This window comes from Streptomyces sp. NPDC059994, from assembly GCF_042737755.1.
Lineage (GTDB): Bacteria > Actinomycetota > Actinomycetes > Streptomycetales > Streptomycetaceae > Streptomyces.
The window spans coordinates 1-21,898 of the sequence record NZ_JBHWUR010000024.1 but is presented as its reverse complement, the minus strand read 5'-3'; the positions used below and the strand labels follow the sequence as shown (position 1 = coordinate 21,898).

Sequence of the window (21,898 nt, the reverse complement as noted above, 5' to 3'; positions counted from 1 at the left end):
CGCCCGTGACCGCCCCCGCAGTCGTCTCCGCGCCCCGGCCCCGGGCGGCGGCGGGAGCGCGCCGCCGGGTGCTGCTGGCTCCGATCACGGTCACCCCCTCCAAACCGCTCGCCCCGTCCCACCTCAAGGGTTTGTTCTGGACGGACGTGATGTACCGGGCGACCGCGTGTCTGGCGGAGGTCGACTACCGCTACAGCCACACGACGTACCACCTCACCGAACAGACCCTGGGGTTCTGGGAGTTCCTCGACCGCACCCACGGGGACACCGGCTACGCGGAACTGACGGAGGACGACATCGGCTCGCTGTACGTGCGCCACCGCGCGGCGGCGGACCGGGTTCCGGCCGCCGCGTTACGCCCGTACGCCGACGCCGTCGAGCACCACGGCTGGGTGCACCCGGCCGCCGCCCGGGTCCTCGAACTGTGGCGGGAGCACTACGCCCGGCTCGGCCTGTACGACCCCGGGCTCCTCGCCCACCAGCCGCCCGGCCTCGGTCTGGAGGAGATGCTGGAGCAGCTACGCGCGCGTGGCCTGTGCCTGGACCACCGAGGGCTCGGCGGCCCGGTCTACCTCGACCTGACGCGGCACGGTCTGCCGCTGCGGCAGATCGTCACCGCCGACGGCCGCCCCAACTACCTCGCCTGCGCACTGCGCGAACTCCTGCCGCTCGCGCCGCACTACGACGAGGTGGTGTTCCTGTACGACCGTGAGCTCGACCCGGACTACCAGCTCCTCGCGCGCGTGCTCGCGCCGCTGGGGCCCGTCGTGCACCGGGTCCCGGTCGGCCGCGTCCCGGTGGACGGCGAGATCCGCTCGGCCCGCGAAGGCGGCTGGCGGGGCCTGGACGCGGCCGCGCTGATCGGGGCGGCGTCCGCCGACCACGACGAGGCGGCGATCCGGCTCGGCATGCGGCTCTATTTCATCGCGACGCTCGGACCGGGCCAGGCCCAGTCCCATCGGCCCGATCTGCTGCACCAGTGTCTGAAGCGCGCCGACCGCCTGCTGTCCGGCGCGCCCGCCACGGCTGAGCCGGGTCTGCCCGAACGGCTGGGCGTCCACCGCCGCGACCACACCTATGTGGACCCGTACCGGCTCACCACGAGCCTGCTCGCCCGGCGCCGCGCCGCGCCCGCGCGCGATCTGCTGGCGGAGGTGTTCCTGTGTTCCTGACCGGGCGACCACTCCCCTCAGCAGATCTTCCCGGACCCCCGAGCGGGAAGCGGCCCGCCCCGGAGGTGCTCCCGTGCCCCTGACCCAGCGACGGCTGCACGCCGAGGCGTTCCGGCGGTTGCGGGAGCTACGGCCCGAACTGGTCGACGCCGAGGGCGAGTCGGACCTCGCCGCGCTGCTGGCGGCGCGCACCCGGGTCGCCGAGCGGCCGGACGCCGACGCCGTCCAGGCGGTGGCGGTCGTGCGCCACTTCGACCCCGCGGCCTGGATCCGTGACGCGTCCGCCTTCGCGCTCGGGCTCGCGCCCGAGACTGCGGCGGCCTGGCGGCGCTCATTCACCCGAACGGTGTTCCTGGCCGGGAACCCCGCGAACCTGCTGGGCCGTTACCCATTCGACCGCCTGGCCGAGGACGGGTCGGTCGGCTGGTGCGGCCCGGCACCGGCCGAGAGCAGCGCGGGGCTGCGCCGCCTGCTCAAGCTGTTCCTGTCCACGGCCGCGTTCCCGGTGGGCCCGCCGAGAACGGTCACGGTCCCGGCCCCGACAGCCAGTCGGGGTGACTCCGGGGCGCAACGGCAGGCCCCGACACCGGGGCCCGGCGCCGGACCGCTGCCGCGCGGCGCCGCCCCGCCGCGACCCTCCGCGCCGCGCCCCGGCCCCCCGCCGAGGGCCGGGGTCCACCGCGACCTCTATGTGGCCGCTTCGGGTGTTCCCGTGCCCGAGGCGCTCGTCCACCTCAACCACCTCGTGGTCGAGGCGGCTCTGGACGGCCTGATCATGCCGGGAGACCGGCTGACCCTGCGCTCCGTCCCGAGCCTGACCGGCGCGACCGCGCCCTTCGCCGCGCTCCGCGTCGATGTCGACCGCACCCGTCCCGACCAGCTCCGCGCCTTTGCCGCACTGACCGAGGAGACTCGCCATGACTGACCGCACCACCCTTCCCACCGGCAGCGTCCCGGGCCCGCCGCCCGTCCGCCTGGGCATCCACGGCTCGCCCGATCTCGCCACCGCGATCGTCCGCGCGGCGGGCCGCGACGAGAGCGAGGTCGAGCTGGTCGGGTACGACGTGGCCGACCCGTTCCGTGGGCTGCGGGCCAAGGAACTCGACGTCATGATCGTCAAGTACGGGCTGCGGGAGCCGGATCTGGCGGTGAGCCGCCCCGTGGCACTCGACCCGCGAGCGGTGATCGTCGGCGCCCACCACCCGCTCGCCACGCACGCGTCCGTGTCGGTGGAGGAGCTGGCCGCCTACGAGGGCTTCCGCTGCCCCGGCGCCTTCCCGGAGTACGTGTGGGACGACGTGGTGCCGCCCCGCACCCCGAAGGGCCGCCGGATCCGGCGCGCGTACGACATGGGCACGGTGAACGGCCTGATGGGGACGCTCTCCGGGACTGACGCCGTCCATCTGACGTTCCAGTCCCTGGAGGCCATCGCGCCGGCGCATATGAAGGTGATCCCGATCTTTGATCTGCCGCCCGCGCCGGTCGCCCTGGCCTGGCTGCGGGACCCCGAACCGGCCGCGCACACGGCCCGGTTCATCGCGGACGCCGAAAGCGGGAGCACGGCGCGATGACGGCGACGACGAACAGCCGGGTCCCCGTGGTCCTGCTGCACGCGCTCTCCCTCGACTCGTCGATGTGGGACGCGCACCGGGAGGCCCTGGAGCGGCGTGGACATCTGGTCGTCGCCCCCGACCAGCGCGGCTTCGGGGCCACTCCGCTCGGTGACGAGCCGCCGTCGCTGGACACGGTCGCGGACGACCTGGCCCGCGAGCTGGACGAGCGCGGCATCGAGCGCGCGGTGCTGGTCGGGGTCTCGATGGGCGGCTATGCGGCGATGGCGTTCCTGCGCCGGCATCCCGGTCGGGCACTGGCGCTCGCCCTGCTGTCCACACGGGCGGACATGGACGACGAGGCCACGCGCACGGCGCGGGAGGGCTTCCTGGCCCTCGTCGAGGACCCGGTGAAGGGCCCGGCGGTCATCGGGTCGACCGCGCCCCGACTGGTCGGCGCCACCACGCGCGCCGAGCGGCCGGAGGTGCTGGCCCGGCTCCGTACCGTCGCGGCCGGGTCCTCTCCCGCGTCGCTGGCCTGGGCCCAGCGGGCGATCGCGGCGCGGCCGGACGCCCTGGACGTCCTGCGTGCCACCGACATCCCGGCCGTGGTGATCGTCGGTGAGGAGGACGAGCTGGTGTCGGAGTCGGACACGCGCGCGATGGTCGAGGCCCTGCCCCGGGGGCGCCTCGTGGTCGTCCCGGGCTCGGGACATCTGCCGCCACTGGAGGCACCGGAGGCCACTCAGGCCGAACTGGACGCCCTCCTGGCCGAACTGGACGCGCTCACGGCCGAAGTGGATGCGCGCTGATGCTGACCGAAGACCACCGGGCCTGGGGGTTCACCACCTCCACCGGCCTCGGTTTCACCCACCACACCATCGTCGACGCGCACTTCGACGCATGCCGGGACGACTATCTCCGCCTGCTCGGGCAGGCGGGCATACAGCCCGGCGCGCATGTCCTGGACGCGGGCTGCGGCGGCGGGGACTTCCTGCCGTGGCTGGCCGATCTGGTCGGCCCGGAGGGGCGGGTCTCGGCGGTGGACCTGGCCGAGGAGAACGCCGCGCTGGCCACCGAACGGCTGGCGCGGTGGTCCCCCGCCTGCCCGGTCGACGTCCGCCGCGCCGATCTGCTGGAACTCCCCTTCGCGGACGCCACGTTCGACGCCGTCTGGTGCGCGAACACCGTTCAGTACCTGAACGACTCCGAACTGGCCCTCGCGCTGCGGGAGCTGCGGCGGGTGGTGCGGCCCGGCGGCACGATAGCGGTGAAGGACCTGGACGCCCACCTGATCACGGCCCGGCCGGCGGACCCGTATCTCTTCACGGACTTCTTCCGCGCGGCCGGACGGACCCCCGGCTATGCGGCCCAGCTCCTGCGCACCCGCGATCTGTACCGCCATCTGAAAACCGCGGGCCTGACCGAGGTGCGGCAACGGACCGCCCTGATCGAGCACTTCGCCCCGCTCACTCCGCAGGCCAGGGCGTTCTACGCCCCGACCTGTGCCCGGCTCGCAGAGCAGGCCCTGGCGCTCGGGCTGAGCGAGGAGTGGCGCCGCTTCGCGGACCCGGACGCCGCGGACCATCCGCTCGACGGGCCCGACGGATACATCAGCGAGGGCAATGTGCTGGCAGTCGGCACCGTGCCCGATCAGCGGGAATTCCAGAAGCCGGTCAGTCGTTCTGCGGGTGAGGAGCACATCTAACGGACCCGCGGTCCGCAGGAGGCACGGAGTGAACAGCGAGCAGGACACCATCCGCAAGATCCTGACCGGGACCGGGGACACCTGGGCGGTCGTGGGTCTGTCGTCCAACGAGCGCCGCGCGGCGTACGGGGTGGCGGCGGTGCTGCAGCGGTACGGGAAGCGGATCGTGCCCGTGCACCCCAAGGCCGAGACGGTCCACGGCGAGCAGGGGTATCCGTCGCTGGACGCGATTCCGTTCAAGGTCGACGTGGTGGATGTGTTCGTGAACAGCGAGCTGGCCGGGGATGTGGCCGACCAGGCCGTGGCGGCCGGGGCCAAGGCGGTCTGGTTCCAGCTCGGGGTGATCGACGACGCGGCGTACGAGCGGACGCGGGCGGCGGGGCTCGACATGGTCATGGACCGGTGCCCGGCGATCGAGATACCCCGGCTGGGCTGAGCCCGCCCGGAGGCTCGGGCCCGCGCCCCGCGCGGTACCGGCCGTGCCCCCGCACCCCGTTCCGCCGTGCCGCCCCACCCCGTCCCGCCGTGTTCGCCGTCCCGCCGCACCCCGTCGTCCCGCCGCACCCCGTCGTCCGCTGTACCGGCCGTCCCGGCGCGCTCATACTGGCGCCATCCCCCAGCCCCCGAACGGACCCACGGGAGGCGCGCCTTGCCGCAGCTCATCCGTACCCCGGACGGCCGGAACCTGGCCGTCGAGAGCCGGGGGCACCCCCTGGGCAGGCCGGTGTTCCTGCTGCACGGCACGCCGGGGAGCCGGCACGGTCCGGCTCCCCGCAGCACCGTGCTCTACCGCATGGGCGTCCGCCTCATCACCTTCGACCGGCCCGGGTACGGGGACTCCGACCGGCGGCCGGGGCGCCGGGTGGTGCACGCGGCGGAGGACGTGGCGGCGATCGCCGACGCCCTGGGCATAGGCGAGTTCGCCGTGGTGGGGCGCTCCGGCGGCGCGCCGCACGCGCTGTCGTGTGCCGCGCGGCTTCCGGGGCGTACGGCCAGGGCGGTGGCGCTCGTCCCGCTCGCGCCGCGCGACGCGGACGGCCTCGACTGGTTCGACGGCATGACCGAGGACAACGTAAGGGCGTACACGATCGCGGCGGGCGGCCCGGAGGCGGTCACGGCCGCCCTTGAGGTGCGGGCGGAGGAGATACGGGCGGATCCGAGGGCGACGGTCACCGCGATGCACGGCATGGTGCCGGGGCCGGACCGGGAGGTGCTGGCCGACGCCGCGATCCGGGCGCTGCTCGTCCGTAACTTCGCGGAGGGGCTGCGCTGTTCGGCCGACGGATGGGTCGACGACGTACTGGCGCTGAGCTCGCCCTGGGAGTTCCGGCCGGAGGACATCCGTACGCCGGTGCTGCTGTGGCACGGCGAGCAGGACGTCTTCGCCCCCGCGCAGCACACCCGGTGGCTGGCCGAGCGGATCCCGGGGGCACGCCTGGAAGTGCCCCCGGACGCCGCGCACTTCGGCGCGCTCGCGGTGTTCACCCGCGCCCTTCGCTGGGCCGCCCGCTCCTAGACCGGCCGGTCGCGCGAGGCCCGGCGCTCGATGCGCAGGGCCACCGCGCCTAGACCGGCTGGATTTCGATGTCCCGGTCCAGCCGCTGCCAGGAGCGGGCCGCCTCCGCGATCGGGTGGTCCACGCCCAGGCGTTCGGCGGCCGGTTCGATCACCGCCGCGCGCATTCCGGCCGCGTCCTCGCCCCGGTCCGCCGCCCGCAGGGTGACCGCCAGGTTCGACCGGCAGACCAGCACGTCCGGATGCCACGGACCCAGCTTGTCGAGCAGTCCCTCCAGCGCGGCGTACTCCCACCGCTCGGCGAGGTCCAACCGGCCCAGGTCTCCGTACACGTTCGCCAGATTGACGGCCGCGCACAGCGTGAAGGGGTGCTGGGGGCCGAGCGCCTGCTCCAGCCGGTCGCGTACCTCCTCGGCGTCCGCGACCGCCTCCTCTGCGCCTCCCGTCGCGCGCAGATGGACGACCACATTGGCCCGGCACGCCAGGCTGTACGGGTGGGACTCGCCCAGCGTCCCCCGGTACCCTTCGAACATCTGCCGCGCCAGGTCGAGGGCGTGCGCCGGGTCGCCGGTGGCCGCAAGGTCGGCGGCCAGGCCGACCCCGCAGGCGAGGGTGTCGGGCGAGGCGGGCCCGTACCGGTCGCGGAACCGCTCGTACGTCTCCCCCGTCAGCCGCATCGCCTCGTGCGGATACCCGGCCCTGCGCAGCGAGACGGCCAGGCTCTTGGCGGCGCGCAGCACCTCGGGCGCGTGCGGGTCCAGGACCCGGCGCAGTCCGTCCACGACTTCCCGCAGGACCTCCACCGAGACCGCGTACTCGCCGGTCTCCCGCAGGTCCCCGGCCAGGTTCATCTTGGTGACCAGGGTGTAGGGATGGTCGTCGCCGAGCAGCATGCCGCGGCGCTCCACGGTCCGCTCGTCGAGCCGCCGCGCGGCCTCGCTGTCCCCGGTCAGCCGGTAGTCGATGGCGAGGTTGTGCGCGGCGATCAGGGTGCGCCGGTGGGCCTCGCCGAAGAGGCGGCGCATGCCCCGGTAGACCCACAGGTCGCGTTCGAGCGCCTCGGTGAACCTGCCGACGGCGCGCAGATCGGCGGCCAGGCTGCCGGTGACGATCAGCACGCTGGGGTGGTCGTCGGCGGGATGGCCGGCGTGGAAAAGGCGCAGCTGGCGGGCGAGGGTGTCCTCGTCCATGGTCAGCGCTGCCTGGTAACGGCCCTGCGCCCGCAGGGCGTTGGCCAGCTCGAAGCGGATGTTGAGGGTCTGCAGCGCGTCCTCGCCGAGCCGGCTGGTCCAGATCCGGTCCAGCTGGGCGCCGAAGACCCGGGCGCTCTCCAGTTCACCGCGCCGCAGGAGGTAGCGGATCCGGTCGACCATCAGCTCACGGGCTTTGGCGTCGTCGCTGTCCGCGATGCCGGAGGCGTTCAGATGCGGCCAGATCAGCTCGAAGGCGGGCCAGCTCTTGGGGTCGTTCACCGGGTCGTCCCGGTCGACGCCCTCGGCCGGCCGCGCCTGCGCGAGGATGCGGTGGACCACGCTCTTGGTCTCGGCCTGCTCCTCGGCGCTGAGCGCGTCGCGCACGGCCGCCTGGACGAGGCGGTGCACCTGGATGCTGCTGTCCGCCGGGTCCACCTTGGCGAGGGCGAACCGGTTCAGCGTCTGGATGACCCGGCCCAGCATGTACCGCTCGCGCAGATCGGCGTCGTACGGGAGCAGCGCGTCGAACATCGCGTCGCTGCCGATGAGCCGCATGGAGACGGGTTCGGCGGAGAAGAACGAGCAGATCTCCAGGAGGCGCACCGCGGCGCTCGACTCCTCGCGCAGCCTCTTGATGGAGATGGCCCAGGTCGCGCCGAACCGCAGCCCGTACCCCTCCGGTGTGCCGAGCGAGAGGACCGTGGTGCTCTGCTCCGCGAGCTGGCGCAGATAGGCGTCCACGGGCGTCGCCGTCTCGGCGAGCCAGGCCGCCGCCACCTCCACGGCCAGCGGCAGGTCGCCCACCGCGTCGGCGACCAGGTCGGCGTCCCCGGGCGGCAGGCCAGCCACCCGCCAGGTCAGGTGCTCCACGCTCTCGAACCGGGTGAAGACCTCGACCTGGGTGGTCTCCACCCGGTTCGTGGCCGGTTTGTTGCGGCAGGTGGCGAGCAGATGCCCGTAGACGGGGCCGGGGAGCGGCCCGATGGGCGGGGGCAGCCGGCGCAGCGCCTCGTCCGGGTCCTCCACGTTGTCGAAGATCAGCAGCCAGCGCGGGTAGCGCTCGCCGCGCCACAGCTCCTGGAGGGCCGCCATGGCCGCCTCGGCCACCACGTCCCCCGTCCGCAGGCCCATCTCGGCGGCGAGCTGCGCCAGGGAGGCCACCACCAGGTCGGGCCGCTCCGCCTCGATCCACCACACCAGGTCGTAGTCGGCCCGGAAGCGGTGCGCGTACTCCAGCGCCACCTGTGTCTTGCCCACGCCGCCGAGTCCGTACAGGACCTGGGGCAGGCGCTGTGCGGAGCGGCTGTCGCCGCGCAGCTGGTCGCGCACCCGGTCGAGGAGGTCGGTGCGGCCGGTGAACCAGCTGTTGCGCGGCCGTACGTTCCAGATCCGGGGCGCGTTCCCGGGGAAGCGGGGGCGGTCGGGGGCGCACGGGAGCGCGGCGGCGGCCTCGCTCCGGCCGAGCGCGGCGAGCAGCGCGGCCGCCGCCGCGGCCTCGTCCACACGCACCAGGTCGACCGCGCGCAGCCCGCCCGGCGGCGGTGTGAGCCGTACGTCGCCGACGCGCACGGGCAGCACCTGACGGCGGCCGCCGGCCCGGTCGGGGGCGGGTCCGCTGTCCCACAGACCGCGTCCCGCACGGGACTTGAGGTAGGGCGGGGAGGCGATGTGCAGGACGCGGTGGGCGCTGTCCTCGCCGGACTCCGGCACCGTCAGGTCGGACCGGGGGGCGCGGACGTCCACCGGGAAGGTGCGGAAGCCCGCCGCGCCGAGCACGGCGGACAGCCAGTCCACCCACATCCGGTCCTCGGAGACGTGGTTGAGCACGATGTTCGCGGGCGAGGCGGGCCTGCGCCGGGTGAAGGCGGCGGCATGGGCGAGCCGCAGCGACTCGTCGATCGGCGGCAGCCCGGTGACCTGCCCGTGGGTGAGCACCGAGGTGAGCCGCTCGCAGGCGGCGAGCAGGGAGCTGCCGAGGTTGGGCGGGTCCCCGAAGGTCGCCAGGACCTCCTCGTAGGCGTAGAAGGGCCGGTACGGGATCTCCACCGTGCCCCAGTAGCTGTCGGCGGCCTCGCCCGTCAGGCCGCTGGGGAGGCCCTCGAAGTACTCCCGGGCGAGCGCCCGCCCGGCGTCGGCCTTCTCCTTCTCGCCCTCGTCGATACGGGTCGGCACGGGCAGGATGCGGATGTTCCGCTCCTGGTAGCGCTCCTCGATGTACCGGGCGACGGCCGAGGCGCCGTCGATGCTCTGGTCGCTCAGGGTGAAGCAGACGACGAGCACCTGGGGCATCTGGACGGTGCAGATGTCGGCGATGTCGCTGAGTCCGGTCCGGCTGTCGATCAGGGTGAAGTCGTAGTGGCGGCGCATGTCGTCGCCCATGGCGTCGAAGAACTGGCCGCCGCCGGAGTGCTCGTAGAAGTGGTCCCAGTCCATCCGTCCCACGACCGAGGAGTAGTCGCGGTTGCGGCGGCCCGCCGAGAGGAAGTCCAGGCTGCCGCCGCTGGGGAAGGACCAGTCGAGGGTGACGGCGTGCGGGCGGACGCGCGCGTAGGCGCGGTGCCAGTCCGGGGTGCGCTCGCCGGGCCTCCGGGCCTCCTCCTGGTACTCGGTGATCAGGTTGATCAGGCCCGGGGTGGCCTCCAGATCACGCAGGTTGAGGAAGGGGTGGAAGAACCGGTGCAGGCCCGGCGCCTCCAGGTCCCAGTCGACGGCGAGCACCCGGTAGCCGTTGGCCGCCAGGATCCAGGCGCAGTTGGCGAGCGCCATCGTGCGTCCGGTGCCGCCCTTGTACGAGTAGAACGTGATGACGGTCCCGTCACGGTTCTCGGCCATCTGGGGGGCCCTCCACCTGCTCGGCCTTGCTCTTCCCGGCGGCGCGCTGTTCTCGCTGGTCCCCGGTGCGGCCGCGGGCCGGCCGGCCGAGCCCGACCCCGTCCGGCAGGACGTGGGGCAGCGGGCTGCCGGGCCCGGCCGGCCTGTCCGTGCGCGCGGCGCTCTCGTAGTGCCTGACCGCCGACCGGACCGCCCTGGGGAGCTCCTGGCTGAAGGCTTCCAGAGTAGGCAGCCCGCCGCCCTGCGTCAGGTGGCCGGGGCTCTGCCGCAGCCGTGTCGCGAGCACTTCGTCCGCGACATGGCGCAACTCGGCCTCGCGCGGGGGTGATTCGGGGTCGGCGCGGTTCCAGGGAACCATCACGCTGAGCCATGGGCGGGGCTCGGCGCAGAGCAGCCGCACCAGCTCCCGGTGGCGCGGCGAGTCCAGCGCCCAGCGGTCGAGCAGCAGCAGCCCGGGGGCGTCGGGCGGCCCCGGGCGCAGCAGCCGGTCGGCGCTGTCCTCGAACTCCGCGAGGCGCACCGCGTAGTTGAGGTTGACGACGAGGTCGGCGGTGTGGCGGGCCAGCGGCCGTGCGGACAGCGGGTGGTACGGGTTCCAGTCGCTGGGCCGGGAGCCGTAGCAGTCGGGGCCGCGCCCGCGCGGCAGGCCGTCGCGGGAGCAGGCGAGGACGGTCACCTCCAGGTCGCGCCCGGGCCCGGGGGCCGCCCCGAAGGCGGAGGTGAGCGTCGCGTAGTCCTGGAGCGGGTCGCCGTCGGCCACCCGGGTCCGCTCCGCGACGCTCACGATGCGCTTGGCGAGCTGGTAGACGGCGTGTTCGTAGTGGTCGCGCAGATAGCTGAGCTTGATCATCCCGTAGAAGCCCTCGTCGGCGTACTCGTCGCCGAAGTCCGCGTGGTCGAACTTCAACCTGCGGGCGGGCTCGGGCAGTTGGTGCGGCAGTACGGGGATCCAGAGCGCGGGGATGATCGCCGGGGGTGAGCGGTGCTCGCTGCGCGACTGGTGGAGGGTGTCGCGCCCGGCGAACGCGAACCACTCCCGGCCGCACTGCTCGCTGAGGAAGTAGCGCGGCGAGTAGAGCGGTACGAAGACACGGCAGTGCGCCAGCGCCTCGGTGATCTGCCCCTGCCAGTCCTCGCCCGGGCGCACGTGCTGGTCCATGAACCCGGCGGGCACCCCGGCCGGGAGCGCGGTCAGCTGCATCACGTGCGCGGACAGGTCGCGGAAGAAGCGCTGCACCCAGAGGTTGGGGTCCTTGTCCCGGGGATCGTTCTTCGGCATGTGCGCGTAGCTCAGGAAGAAGTACGGCCTCGGCTCGTGTCCCCCGCCCCGCGCGGCTCCGTGCGGCACCGCTCCCTCCCGGTCCGAGTGGGTGGGTCCTCAGTGTAGAAAGCGAGCGATCCACGGCGGAACCGCTTGTACGAGCCGAATCGGGGGCGGCCGGTCACCCGCGCGGCGCGTTGCGGGCCCGCCAGGCGTCCCGGTGGCGCCGGGCGGAGTTGGCGGCCGCGGCGAGCGCCTCGGGTGCGACCCGCTCCTCCCGCCAGGCCGCGGCTGCCTCTCCCATCCCGGCGACGAAGCGTTTGCCCGGGCCGGTGAGCGCGCCGCAGCGGGCGAGCGTGTCGATCGCCTCCGACGTCTGCCGGCGCCAGCGCGCGAACTCCGCCTCGGCCCTGCCGCGCGCCGCCGGGGTGTCCGCGGTGGTGCGCCGCACCCGCCAGAAGTCGGTGACCGCCAGGTGGGCGTACGCGCCTTGGAGCAGGGCGCCCAGCGGTCTCGGGTCGTCGCGCCAGGGGGCGTAGTGGCGGCCGGTGTCCTCCGGGTCGTACAGGTCGCAGCTGTCGAGCACCGCGCCCAGCTTCACGTGCTGGAACTCGTGGACGATCAGGAGGGCGAGCGGGGCCGGGGCGGACGGACGGGCGGCGCCCACGGCTCCGAAGGCGTCCCGGCAGGTGGCGCTGGTGTCGCCGCCCGCCCGTGGGCTGAGCGGGGTGATGGACCGCAGTCCGGCGGCGATTCCCGGTGCGTACGAGGGCAGATGGCGCTGGATCAGGGACCAGGCTCCGGCGAGCGCGTCGGCCCAGGCGCGCGCCCCGGACGCCGGCAGCCGCTCCTCGGCCGGCCAGGGGTAGCGGTCGCGCAGCGGATCGGTGTCCTCCAGGGCGACCGTCCAGCCGCTCGCCTCGAAGAGCCGTACGGGCTGCCAGTGCGGGGTGCGGCCGTCCAGGCCCTCGCCCCAGCCCATCTCGATCCTGCGGCCCCCGGCCCGTACGGTGAACCCGTAGGGCTGCGCGGTCAGTTCGGCCTCTTCGGCGCCGCCCGGCAGCAGGGCCCGGCCGATGCCGGGCAGCCGCAGGGTGCCGTCGCGCAGCGGCACGACGACGGTGTCGGCGCGCCGGGCCCGCAGCGCCGCCGACGCCGCGAGCTCCGCCAGACCGCCCGCGAGCGCGCCGGGTTCACGGCCGCCGAGGACGCCGAGCGCCCATGGCCGGAAGTAGGGGTGGCCGAGGGCGGCCTCCAGGGCGTGCGGCGCCGCCGCGTCCAGGTCGAGCAGCAGCTCCCAGGCGGCGGCCGCCCGGCGGTCCGCCGGGTCGGCCCGGCCGCCGAGGGCGGCGAGCAGGCCGCGGTTGAGGTCGAGCTGGGCCAGGGCGAGGCGGGCGACGGTGTCGGCGCCGCCCAGCCCGGCGGCCAGCTCCTCGAAGTCGGCCGGTTCCAGGGCCTGTTCGGCCTCGGGCCGGGTGGTGGGCTCACCGGCCCGGGTGTGCGCCGGGTGCCCGGGGAGCGACTCGTGCGTGCGGATGTTCATGATCAGCGCCATCAGGTCGGGGCAGAACACGGACGGATTGTCGAAGCCGGTTCCGGTCCGGTAGCGGTGGGCGTAGAGGCCGCCGCCGCAGGACGCGACCACGGGACAGGCGGTGCACTGGGCGCACAGCGCCTCGATCCCCTTCTGGCGGGCCAGCATCCCGGGGTGGGTGAGCACGTCGTCGAGGCTGTGCTCGAAGACGTTCATCCCGGTGGCCGGGGCGCCGTCGTAGGACGTCTTGAGGCTGTCCGCCTGCTCGAAGGTGCCGTCGGTCTCGACGACCACCAGGTCGGCCGGGGCGAGCCCGAGGGACTCGGTGAGGCTGCTGCCGCCGCGCAGGGTGCGCTGGACGGATTCGAAGAGCCGTACGGGGACCGGGCGCCCCTGTCCGTCCCAGCGGCGGTACACGGCGTCGAGCCAGTCCGCGTACGGCGTCGGCGAGCCCGCGGGGCGGGGCGGCGGGTGGTCCCAGGTGGCGTGCGGCAGCAGGAAGTCGATGCGCGGCGGGTCCAGTCCGGCCAGCGCGTCGTACACCGCGACCGGGTCGTTCTCCAGGTCGATGGTGCACAGCAGCCCGGCGAACAGCTCCCGGTAGCGGGGGCGGCCGAGCAGGGCGACCGCGTCGATGACCCGGGCGTGGCTGCTGCGGCCGTCGGCGTAGCGGCGGTGGCGGTCGTTGGCCGCCCGGTCGCCGTCGAGTGAGACGCCGACGTGGACGCCGAGTTCACGGAAGAGCTCGCAGAACTCCTCGTCGAGCAGGACCCCGTTGGTGTGGACGCGCAGATCGAGGGCGCTGACGCCGCGCAGGGCGCGGTGCAGCTCCTCGGCGGCGCGTCTGAGGAGCGCGGGCCCGGCCAGCAGCGGCTCGCCGCCGTGCAGCACCACATGGACGGCGGGCAGCCGGTGGGCCCGGGCGTGGGCGGCGATCCCGGCCGCCGTGGCGGCCAGGATCTCGTGCGAGACCGCCCTGGGCCGGCCGCGCCAGCTGGTGTCGGCGTGTTCGTACACATAGCAGTGGTCACACGCCAGGTCGCAGCGGCTGTGCATCTTCAGTACGACCTGCGACACCACCGGAGGCGACCGGTCCATGGCGCGGGGCCTCCGGCTAGAGCGCCGACTGGAAGGCGGCGACCGGAACCGTCGAGGCGTTCTCGGCGATCAGGCGCTGTATCTCCGCGGGGAGTTCCCCGCCGCGCGCCTTGGCGGCCTGTGTGTGCAGTGATGGCCGTTCACGGCCCTGGCGGTCGGCCGCCGTACAAGGTCGTTCGGCGGCCGTGACGAGATGTCCCATGAATCCCCCCACCGGCGGGCGTGCATCGTTGCGGGAGGGCTTTTGCCCTCTCCGCACTTGTCTTCCCCGCATCGGCCACTCTCGCACAGGACCGCGCCGATCGGTCCGAACTCCCGCGCATGGATGGCCAGTTCGCGTCACCCGACGGATTCCTACGGCACGAATCCCGGGCTCCCGCGGCACCACGGGCCACCGCGCCGGAGGTCTCAGCGTTCGAACGGGACCGAGATCGCCATGGTCATCTCCACCGGCTCGGTGCCGTCGTTGCGGTAGATGTGGCTCGTGCCGGCCTCGAAGGAGACCGAGTGGCCTGCCGGGACGGGGTGTTCGGCGCCGTCCACCACCAGGGTGAGGGTGCCCGCGGTGACGTGGATGAGCTCGAAGGTGCCCACCGGGTGCGGGTCGGAGGAGCTGCCGTCGCCGGGCATCAGGTGCCACCGCCACATCTCCAGCGGGCCGGGGGCCTCGGCGCCCGCGAGCAGGGTGCTGGAGCTTCCCCGCTCGGTGGACCAGAGCCGGACGGCCTGGTCCGGCGGCACGATCCGCACGCTGGGCCCGCTCTCGTAGTCGAGCAGGGTCGTGATGCTCACGCCGAGGGCGTCGGCGATCTTGACGACGGTGCCGACGCTGGGGTTGGTCCGGGCCTGCTCGATCTGGATGAGCATGCCGCGGCTGACTGCCGCGCGGGAGGCGAGCGCGTCCAGGGTGAAGCCGCGCTCGGTGCGCCAGCGCTTGACGTTGCGGGCCAGGGACTGGGTCAGCAGATCGAGGTCCGACACATTCCGTCCATGAGGTTGGCCGCCGGGAGCGACAGACTAATATTTTGGATGACAAGTTCAGTATAGTGAACTACGGTCCGGTGCACCGAACCGTTCACCGCACTGTACTGCGAGGCACTCTCATGACGGCACTCTTCGCCCTGGCCACCAGCCTCCTGTGGGGGCTGGCCGACTTCGGCGGCGGGCTGCTCACCCGCCGTACGCCCGCGCTGACCGTGGTCGTCGTCTCGCAGTCCATCGCCGTCGTCGTCCTGGGCGCGGTCGTCGTGGCCACCGGCGGGTGGCACGAGGCCGGGCCCCAGCTCTGGTTCGCGGTGGCGGCGGGCGCCGTCGGCCCGGTCGCGATGCTCAGCTTCTACAAGGCGCTGGCGCTCGGCCCGATGGGCGTGGTCTCCCCGCTCGGCTCACTCGGAGTGGCCGTGCCGGTCGGGGTCGGCCTGGTCCTCGGCGAGCGGCCCGGCGTGCTCCAGTTCGCCGGGATCGCCGTCGCCGTGGTCGGCATCCTCATGGCGGGCGGCCCGGAGCTGCGGGGCGCGCCGGTACAGCGGCAGGCGATCGTGCTCACGCTGCTCGCCGCGTTCGGCTTCGGCGCGGTGATGGCGCTGATCGCGGAGGCGTCGACCACCCTCACCGGCCTGTTCCTCGCGCTCTTCGTCCAGCGCGTCACCAATGTCGCCGTCGGCGGCGCGGCGCTGTACGTCTCGGTGAAGCGCGGCGGCGACGCGCTGCCGGAGGGCGGGATGAGCGTGGTCCGCGCCGCACTGCCCGCGCTCGCCTTCGTCGGCCTGGCCGATGTGGCGGCCAACGGCACGTACTCGATCGCCGCGCAGCAGGGACCGGTCACCGTGGCGGCCGTGCTCGCCTCGCTCTACCCGGTGGTGACGGCGCTGGCCGCGCGGGGCGTACTCAAGGAGCGGCTGCGCGGGGTGCAGGCGGCGGGGGCGGGCATCGCCCTGGTGGGCACGCTGCTGCTGGCGACGGGGTGACGGGATGTCGGCGTGACGGTCGGAGTGTCGTCCGCCGGCCGGTGGTGGCTGATCGCGCGGTTCCCCGCGCCCCTGGGCGCTTACGCCTCGTCCGTCGCCAACTCCGCCACCGCGAGCAGCTGTTCGGGGGTGACGCCCTCGGGGATCGGCACCGGGGCCGGTGTGCGCAGCGGCGGCTGCCAGCCGTTCTCGCGGTCCCAGGTCCGTACGATCCGGGCGGGCGCCCCGGCCACCACGGCGTGGTCGGGCACCTCGCCCCGCACCACCGCTCCCGCCGCGACCACCACGTTGCGGCCGAGCCGGGCGCCGGGCAGCACGACGGCGCCGGTGCCGAGCCAGCAGCCCGGCCCGATCTCCACCGGCTCCATCCGCGGCCACTGCTTGCCCACGGGCTGGTGCGGGTCGTCGTAGCTGTGGTTGGTGGAGGTGATGTAGACGTACGGGCCGCAGTAGGTGTTCGAGCCGATGGTCACCGTCGTGTCCGCGATGACGTGGCTGCCCCGGCCGAGCACCACACCGTCCCCGAGCGTCAGGATCGGCTCGGAGCCGAGGTCGAGGCCCGGCATCATCCCGGCCGTCAGCGTCACCTGCTCGCCGATGATGCAGTGGTCGCCGAGCTCGATCCACGGCTCTCCGAAGACCGTGCCCTGCGGAAACGCGAGCCGGGTGCCGGAGCCGATCCGGCGGAACCGCAGCCGCCCGGGGTGCTCGGCGGTGATCGCCCCCGCCTGCTGCACCCACTGCCAGCCGCGCTGGACCGCGCCCGCGGCCAGCCGGCGCCGCCAGGCTGTCAGCGATGAGAACGTGTTTCTGTTCTTCGGCACCCGCACACGGTACTCACCGCCGACCGGGCTGGTCAGCGCCGGGACCTGTGATCTTCCGCTCAGCCCGGGCCCGGGCGGTCAGCCGCCGTGCGCCTCACGGTGGTCCCTGGCCAGGCCCCGATACATCAGCGCGTTGACCTTGATGCCCTCGCGCTCCTCCTCGGTGAGCTCGCGCCTGACCTTGGCGGGCACGCCCGCGACGAGCGAGCCGGGCGGTACGACCATCCCCTGCGGCACCAGCGCCTGCGCGGCGACCAGCGAACCGGCGCCGATCACGGCCCCGTTGAGCACGGTCGCCCCCATGCCGATGAGCACGTCGTCCTCGACCGTGCAGCCGTGCAGCACGGCGTTGTGCCCGACCGAGACGCGCTCGCCGACCGTCACCGGGAAGCCGGGGTCCACGTGGACCGTGCAGTTGTCCTGAATGTTGCTGTCGGCGCCGAGCACGATCGGGCCGCAGTCGGCCCGCAGCACCGTGTGGTACCAGACGCTCGCCCCGGCGGCCAGGGTCACCTCGCCGAGCACCACGGCGGTGGGTGCGGTGAACGCCGCCGGGTCGACCTGCGGCTTCTTCCCGCCCACAGCCACGACCAACGCCTGCTCTGCCATGCGCCACTCCTTCGTACGGATCTCATCGCACCCAGGGGCACGGTAGGCGACGGATCGCCGGGGTGTGCGCCCGGGTGGCCCGTACGATCGCCGGATGGCACTCTTCCGGATCGACCGGCGTACGGAGGCGGGCCCCGCCGAGGTGTGGCGGCGGCTCACCGACTGGGGCCGCCACTCGGGGAGCGTCCCGCTGACCCGGATCACCGTCACCACTCCCGCGCCCACCGGCGTCGGCACGGTCTTCGTGGCCCGCACCGGCATCGGGCGCCTCGCGTTCGAGGACCCGATGGAGGTCGTGGTGTGGGAGCCGCCCGAGCGGGGACGGCCGGGGCGCTGCCGCATGGAGAAGCGCGGGCGGGTGGTCACCGGCTGGGCCGAGATCGAAGTGCGCCCCAGCCCCCGGGGATCCGCGGCCGGGGCGCTGCTCGTGTGGCGGGAGGACCTGCGGGTGTGGCGGCTGCCCCGGCTGCTCGATCCGCTGACCGCCCGCGCGGGACGGCTGGTGTTCGGCCGCGCGCTCACCGCGCTGCTCGGGGAGTGAACCGCCCGGGACCGGCGGTGTTCAGTCCGTGGCGGCCACGTTCTCGGCCTGGGCCGACTCGATCTCGGCCGACGCCTTCTTCGCGCGGTTCTTGACGATCAGCATCGAGACCACGCCCAGCACGGCCGCGAGCCCCAGACCCACGTACGAGAAGTTCTTCAGCCACGACTCGGCGACCACGCCGATGTAGTAGATCGCGGCCGTCGTGCCGCCCGCCCAGCAGATGCCGCCGAGCACGTTGGCGATCAGGAACTTCCAGTACGGCATGTGCAGCACGCCCGCCAGCGGGCCCGCGAAGATGCGCAGCAGGGCGATGAAACGGCCGAAGAAGACCGCCCACATGCCCCACTTCTTGAAGGACTTCTCGGCCATGGCGACATGGCCCTCGCTGAAGTGCTTGGGGAACTTGGCGCCGAGCCAGGCGAGCAGCGGCCTGCCGCCCCTGCGGCCGATCGCGTACCCGATCGAGTCACCGACGACCGCGCCCACGACGGCGGCGGCGCCGAGGATCACCGGGTTGATGTGACCCTCCTGGGACGCCAGCAGCGCGGAGCTGACGAGGACGATCTCGCCCGGCAGCGGAATGCCGAGGCTCTCCAAGCCGATGACCAGCCCCACCAGGAGGTAGACACTGACGGCGGGGATGTTCTCCAGCCACTCCTGGATGTGCAAGGCCCGTTTCCTCCCGATCGCGGCGGGCCGACGCCCGGTGTGCGCCCCCCTTGGCGCACGCCGGGAAGCCTACCCGCTCACACCGCGTCGACGGCGTCCCAGAAGCCGCACCGGTGCGCGCGGGCGACCGTGGTGACCACGGCGTTACCGTCCGCCGACGCCGTGCGCAGCCGCAGCAGCCCGGCCCGGGAAGCCGTCGCCGGACCACTGCGGCAATGGCGGGCTGCCCGGCCGCCCGGGGCGGGTTCCCGTGCAGGAAGGAGCCCCAGTACGCGGTCATCTGCCGGGCCGGCGCCCGCTGTTCGGGGTCGAACGGCGCATCGAGGCCGAAGTGGCGGAAGAGGTACCGCACCTCGTTCATATGGGGTGGCCCCGAAAGACGAAGTCGGTGTGCAGGGCGCGCAGCGAGGCGAAGGGCGGCGAGGTGCGGTCGGCGAACCGGGTCGCATCGCGCACGCCCCGCCAGGGCGCGGCCGGGGCGGCGCCGTCCAGCGCGGCGCGCCGACCGGCTGCTCGGCGTAGGGAATTGGCAGGAACTGCCGCCCCTCGCCGGTCGTTTCCCCTTCGAGCAGACCGGAGTGGGTGCGTACGAGGGTGGGCCCGGGGGTGAGCGCCCCGGCCGGGACGGGGGTGAGCAGGTCCGCCGCGCAGGCGGTCGTGAGAAGCAGAGCCGTGCGGATCCGGGCCGCGAGCCGGACCCGTATCCCGCCGTCGCTCAGCACCGGACCTCCCCGTGGCCGGTGAGCCGGATGTCGCGCGCGGAGGCGCCCACCTCCACGCGGCGGCGGCCGGTGCCCAGGACCCAGCCGTGCCGGGCCGGGTCCCAGGAGGAGAGCGTGCGGGTGGGGAGCGTGACGGTGACCCGGCGCATGCCGCCCGGAGGCAGTTCCAGGCGCCGGTAGCCCGCGAGCGCGCGCTCGGCCTGGTCGAGGCGGAGGTGCGGCGAGCGGCCGACGTAGACCTGCGCGACCGTGGTGCCGGTGCGGCGGCCGGTGTTGCGGACGGTGAAGGTCACCGAGAGCCCCCCGTGCTCGGTGCGCACGGACAGGTCGTCGTAGACGAAGGCCGTGTACGACAGGCCGTGGCCGAAGGGGAAGAGCGGTGCGACGCCCGCCGCGTCGTACCAGCGGTAGCCGAGGTGGATGCCCTCGCTGTACTCCTCGACGCCGTCGACGCCCGGGTAGCGGCGCGGGTCGCCCGCCACCGGGTGGCGCTCGTCGGAGACCGGGAAGGACTGGGTGAGCCGCCCGCCAGGGTCGCAGTCGCCGAAGAGCACCGCGGCCGTGGCCGCCGCGCCCTCCTGGCCGGGGTAGTACATCTGGAGCACCGCGGCGGTCCGCTCCAGCCAGGGCATGGTGGTGCTGGAGGAGGTGTTGAGGACCACGGTGGTACGGGAGTTGGCCGCGGTGACCGCGTCGATCAGCGCGTTCTGGTGGCCCGGGAGCGCGAGGGTGGTGCGGTCGGCGCCCTCGGTGGCGTCCTCGTACGCGAAGAGGACCACGCTCTCGGCCGCGCGCGCCACACGCACCGCCTCGGCGACGTCCGCGGCGCGGGTCGCCCCGGTGACCCGGCGCAGCCGGAACAGCTGCCCCTCGGCGCCGCCCTTCGCGGTGATCTTCAGCGTGTGCGGACCGGCCGCGAGCCGCACGGTCGCCCGGCGCACGGAGAGCCCGTCGGGGGTGGTGCCGACCAGGCCGCCCGCGAAGTACTCGCCGTAGCCCGGGGCGAGCGGGAAGAGCTCGGTGCCGTCGAGGAGGACGACGGGCCGCTCTCGCCCGGAGTAGTGGACGACCAGGGTCCACTCGTCGGCCTCGGCGGCGGTGAGGGTGCCGTCGTACGTCCAGGTCGCGCCCGCGGCGATGTGCTGTCCCTCGAAGTCGGCGCCGGGCGAGACGGCTCCGGCGGGCAGGGCCCGGCCGAACAGGTCCTCGCCGAGGGCGTGGCGCACCCGCGCGCCCTTGCCCGCCCGTGCCCTGATGGCGTCCAGGGGACTCGCGGCCCGGTCCGGCACCACATGGGCGCTGCCGCCGCCGCTGACGAAGGGGAGCGATCCGGTCGGGCCGATCACCGCGAGGGAGCGGGCCGCGGCGCCGGTGAGCGGCAGGGCGTGGTGCTCGTTGCGCAGCAGTGTGGCCCCGGCCTTGGCCACCTTGAGCGCGGTGCGGGCACCGGCGGCCGGGTCGCGGTCGGGGCGGGCCGGAGCGCTGCCGTCGAGCAGCCCGAAGCGCTCCATGACGGTCAGGACGCGGCGCACCGAGCGGTCCACCAGCGCCTGGGGGACGCTGCCGTCCCGGACCGCCTGTTTGAGGGCGGCGCCGAAGTGGGTGCCGTCGGGCATCTCCATGTCGAGCCCGGCGCGGATCGAGGCGACGGTGGAGTGGGCGGCGAACCAGTCGGTCATCACCCACCCGTCGAAGCCCCAGGTGTCCCGCAGCACCCCGGTGAGCAGGTCGGCGTTCTCGCAGGCGAAGGTGGAGCCGACCTTGTTGTACGCGCCCATGACGGCCCCGGCGCGGGCGGCGACCGCCGCCTCGAAGCCGCGCAGCTCCGCCTCGTGCATGGTCTGCTCGTCGGCCCGTACGTCGACGGACATACGGTCCTTCTCCTGGTTGTTCAGGGCGAAGTGCTTGACCGTGGCGATCAGGCCCTGCGCCTGGATGCCGCTCACCTCCTCGGCGACGAGGTCGGCCGAGAGCAGCGGGTCCTCGGAGAAGGTCTCGAAGTTGCGGCCCGCGTACGGGGTGCGGATCAGGTTGACCATGGGCGAGAGCAGCACGTCCTGGCCGAGCGCGCGTCCCTCTCGGCCGATGACCTCCCCGTACTCCCGGGCGAGCGCGGGGTCGAAGGCGGAGGCGAGCAGCACCGGGGCGGGCAGCGCGGTCGCGTGCTTCGTGACGCGGACCCCGGCGGGCCCGTCCGCGAGCCGCAGGGGTGGGATGCCGAGCCGGGGTACGCCGGGGAGGTGGCCGGCCTGGCCGAGGCTGTGCGGGTCGTCGGCGCCGTGCAGGAAGGACAGCTTCTCGTCCAGGGTGAGGCGGCGGATCAGCGACTCGACACGGGGGCTCGCGGCGGGGGCCGCGGCGGCTGCGGTTCCGGCGGCGCGGGGCCCGGCGGCCCGGGCGGGCAGGGCGCTCCAGCCGGTCGCGGCCGCGGCGACCGTGACGGCGCCGCCGAGCAGCCACAGGGCGGACCTGCGGGAAACGGTGTCGGACATGACCGTCACTCCTTTGTGTGCGGGCACGGCGAAGTGACACGTGCAAACGGCAGGACGTGCTTCGGCTTCTGAACACACCATGCGCCAGAACTCTGTTGACGCACCGTCAGGCGCCTCGTGTTGTCCGAGAAAGCTAGGACCGGCCCGGAAAGGAGTCAATAAGTTGAACAAGAAACGGATCCGGCCCCGAGTGCAGGCACTCGGGGCC

At 73.9% G+C, this 21,898-nt stretch carries 18 protein-coding genes; 9 read left to right on the top strand and 9 right to left on the bottom strand.

Features of this window, described 5'->3' with window-relative positions:
* Positions 1-5: 5 nt before the first annotated feature.
* The 7 genes from ACFWA7_RS15200 to ACFWA7_RS15170 all read left to right on the top strand — a co-directional run bounded on the left by ACFWA7_RS15200 (position 6) and on the right by ACFWA7_RS15170 (position 5,946).
* On the top strand, positions 6-1,172 hold the full coding sequence (locus tag ACFWA7_RS15200; protein WP_385534863.1) for a hypothetical protein: 1,167 nt from the start codon (positions 6-8) through the stop codon (positions 1,170-1,172).
* A 73-nt stretch (positions 1,173-1,245) separates the two neighbouring features.
* Positions 1,246-2,097, top strand: coding sequence for a DUF6182 family protein (locus ACFWA7_RS15195; RefSeq protein ID WP_385823322.1), 852 nt, complete (start codon positions 1,246-1,248; stop codon positions 2,095-2,097).
* A complete protein-coding gene (locus tag ACFWA7_RS15190) occupies positions 2,090-2,743 on the top strand; it encodes a LysR substrate-binding domain-containing protein (RefSeq protein ID WP_385823320.1) in 654 nt (217 codons plus the stop codon). The genes ACFWA7_RS15195 and ACFWA7_RS15190 overlap by 8 nt, the downstream gene beginning before the upstream one ends.
* Positions 2,740-3,534, top strand: a complete 795-nt coding sequence (locus ACFWA7_RS15185; RefSeq protein WP_385534857.1) for an alpha/beta fold hydrolase — start codon at positions 2,740-2,742, stop codon at positions 3,532-3,534. The genes ACFWA7_RS15190 and ACFWA7_RS15185 overlap by 4 nt, the downstream gene beginning before the upstream one ends.
* The gene (locus tag ACFWA7_RS15180; RefSeq protein WP_385823318.1) at positions 3,534-4,430 is read left to right on the top strand and encodes a class I SAM-dependent methyltransferase; all 897 of its coding nucleotides are present in this window, start codon (positions 3,534-3,536) and stop codon (positions 4,428-4,430) included. The genes ACFWA7_RS15185 and ACFWA7_RS15180 overlap by 1 nt, the downstream gene beginning before the upstream one ends.
* A 28-nt stretch (positions 4,431-4,458) precedes the next feature.
* Positions 4,459-4,866, top strand: coding sequence for a CoA-binding protein (locus tag ACFWA7_RS15175; protein WP_385823316.1), 408 nt, complete (start codon positions 4,459-4,461; stop codon positions 4,864-4,866).
* 213 nt (positions 4,867-5,079) lie between these two features.
* A complete protein-coding gene (locus ACFWA7_RS15170; protein WP_385534851.1) occupies positions 5,080-5,946 on the top strand; it encodes an alpha/beta fold hydrolase in 867 nt (288 codons plus the stop codon).
* A gap of 49 nt (positions 5,947-5,995) precedes the next feature.
* Here ACFWA7_RS15170 and fxsT read toward each other — a convergent pair whose 3' ends face one another.
* The 5 genes from fxsT to ACFWA7_RS15145 all read right to left on the bottom strand — a co-directional run bounded on the left by fxsT (position 5,996) and on the right by ACFWA7_RS15145 (position 14,844).
* Positions 5,996-9,970, bottom strand: a complete 3,975-nt coding sequence (gene fxsT / locus ACFWA7_RS15165) for an FxSxx-COOH system tetratricopeptide repeat protein (protein WP_385823314.1) — start codon at positions 9,968-9,970, stop codon at positions 5,996-5,998.
* Positions 9,954-11,318 (bottom strand): TIR-like protein FxsC, encoded by a 1,365-nt coding sequence (locus tag ACFWA7_RS15160; RefSeq protein WP_385823312.1) that lies wholly within the window; start codon positions 11,316-11,318, stop codon positions 9,954-9,956. The genes fxsT and ACFWA7_RS15160 overlap by 17 nt, the downstream gene beginning before the upstream one ends.
* Before the next feature lie 94 nt (positions 11,319-11,412).
* A complete protein-coding gene (locus ACFWA7_RS15155; RefSeq protein WP_385823310.1) occupies positions 11,413-13,863 on the bottom strand; it encodes an FxsB family cyclophane-forming radical SAM/SPASM peptide maturase in 2,451 nt (816 codons plus the stop codon).
* Between the two features lie 16 nt (positions 13,864-13,879).
* Entirely contained in the window at positions 13,880-14,065 is a 186-nt protein-coding gene (locus ACFWA7_RS15150) for a hypothetical protein (RefSeq protein ID WP_385823308.1), read from the bottom strand.
* Between the two features lie 206 nt (positions 14,066-14,271).
* Complete coding sequence (locus ACFWA7_RS15145) at positions 14,272-14,844, bottom strand: helix-turn-helix domain-containing protein (RefSeq protein ID WP_385534841.1); 573 nt, start codon at positions 14,842-14,844, stop codon at positions 14,272-14,274.
* Positions 14,845-14,966: 122 nt separating this feature from the next.
* On the opposite strand from ACFWA7_RS15145, the gene ACFWA7_RS15140 reads away from it, so the two are divergent.
* Positions 14,967-15,830, top strand: a complete 864-nt coding sequence (locus tag ACFWA7_RS15140; RefSeq protein ID WP_385534839.1) for an EamA family transporter — start codon at positions 14,967-14,969, stop codon at positions 15,828-15,830.
* A gap of 80 nt (positions 15,831-15,910) precedes the next feature.
* Here the strand turns inward: ACFWA7_RS15140 and ACFWA7_RS15135 are convergent, their stop codons facing one another.
* Both ACFWA7_RS15135 and ACFWA7_RS15130 read right to left on the bottom strand, forming a co-directional pair.
* Complete coding sequence (locus tag ACFWA7_RS15135; protein WP_385534837.1) at positions 15,911-16,654, bottom strand: acyltransferase; 744 nt, start codon at positions 16,652-16,654, stop codon at positions 15,911-15,913.
* A 78-nt stretch (positions 16,655-16,732) separates the two neighbouring features.
* Positions 16,733-17,263, bottom strand: coding sequence for a gamma carbonic anhydrase family protein (locus tag ACFWA7_RS15130; protein ID WP_385534835.1), 531 nt, complete (start codon positions 17,261-17,263; stop codon positions 16,733-16,735).
* Between the two features lie 94 nt (positions 17,264-17,357).
* Between ACFWA7_RS15130 and ACFWA7_RS15125 the strand changes: the two genes are divergently transcribed.
* A complete protein-coding gene (locus ACFWA7_RS15125; protein WP_385534833.1) occupies positions 17,358-17,804 on the top strand; it encodes an SRPBCC family protein in 447 nt (148 codons plus the stop codon).
* Positions 17,805-17,825: 21 nt separating this feature from the next.
* Here ACFWA7_RS15125 and ACFWA7_RS15120 read toward each other — a convergent pair whose 3' ends face one another.
* Positions 17,826-18,476 carry a DedA family protein gene (locus ACFWA7_RS15120; protein ID WP_385823306.1) on the bottom strand — a complete coding sequence of 217 codons (651 nt, stop codon included), beginning with the start codon at positions 18,474-18,476 and terminating at the stop codon, positions 17,826-17,828.
* 715 nt (positions 18,477-19,191) lie between these two features.
* A complete protein-coding gene (locus tag ACFWA7_RS15115; protein WP_385823304.1) occupies positions 19,192-21,690 on the bottom strand; it encodes a beta-glucosidase in 2,499 nt (832 codons plus the stop codon).
* Between the last annotated feature and the right edge of the window lie 208 nt (positions 21,691-21,898).

What these genes read in the sequence shown, in the direction of transcription:
- ACFWA7_RS15190 (WP_385823320.1), top strand. Translation starts at nt 2,090, where the DNA reads ATGACTGACCGCACCACCCTTCCCACCGGCAGCGTCCCGGGCCCGCCG.
- ACFWA7_RS15185 (WP_385534857.1), top strand. Translation starts at nt 2,740, where the DNA reads ATGACGGCGACGACGAACAGCCGGGTCCCCGTGGTCCTGCTGCACGCG.
- ACFWA7_RS15180 (WP_385823318.1), top strand. Translation starts at nt 3,534, where the DNA reads ATGCTGACCGAAGACCACCGGGCCTGGGGGTTCACCACCTCCACCGGC.
- fxsT (WP_385823314.1), bottom strand. Translation starts at nt 9,970, where the DNA reads ATGGCCGAGAACCGTGACGGGACCGTCATCACGTTCTACTCGTACAAG.
- ACFWA7_RS15155 (WP_385823310.1), bottom strand. Translation starts at nt 13,863, where the DNA reads ATGGACCGGTCGCCTCCGGTGGTGTCGCAGGTCGTACTGAAGATGCAC.
- ACFWA7_RS15150 (WP_385823308.1), bottom strand. Translation starts at nt 14,065, where the DNA reads ATGGGACATCTCGTCACGGCCGCCGAACGACCTTGTACGGCGGCCGAC.
- ACFWA7_RS15140 (WP_385534839.1), top strand. Translation starts at nt 14,967, where the DNA reads ATGACGGCACTCTTCGCCCTGGCCACCAGCCTCCTGTGGGGGCTGGCC.
- ACFWA7_RS15130 (WP_385534835.1), bottom strand. Translation starts at nt 17,263, where the DNA reads ATGGCAGAGCAGGCGTTGGTCGTGGCTGTGGGCGGGAAGAAGCCGCAG.
- ACFWA7_RS15125 (WP_385534833.1), top strand. Translation starts at nt 17,358, where the DNA reads ATGGCACTCTTCCGGATCGACCGGCGTACGGAGGCGGGCCCCGCCGAG.
- ACFWA7_RS15115 (WP_385823304.1), bottom strand. Translation starts at nt 21,690, where the DNA reads ATGTCCGACACCGTTTCCCGCAGGTCCGCCCTGTGGCTGCTCGGCGGC.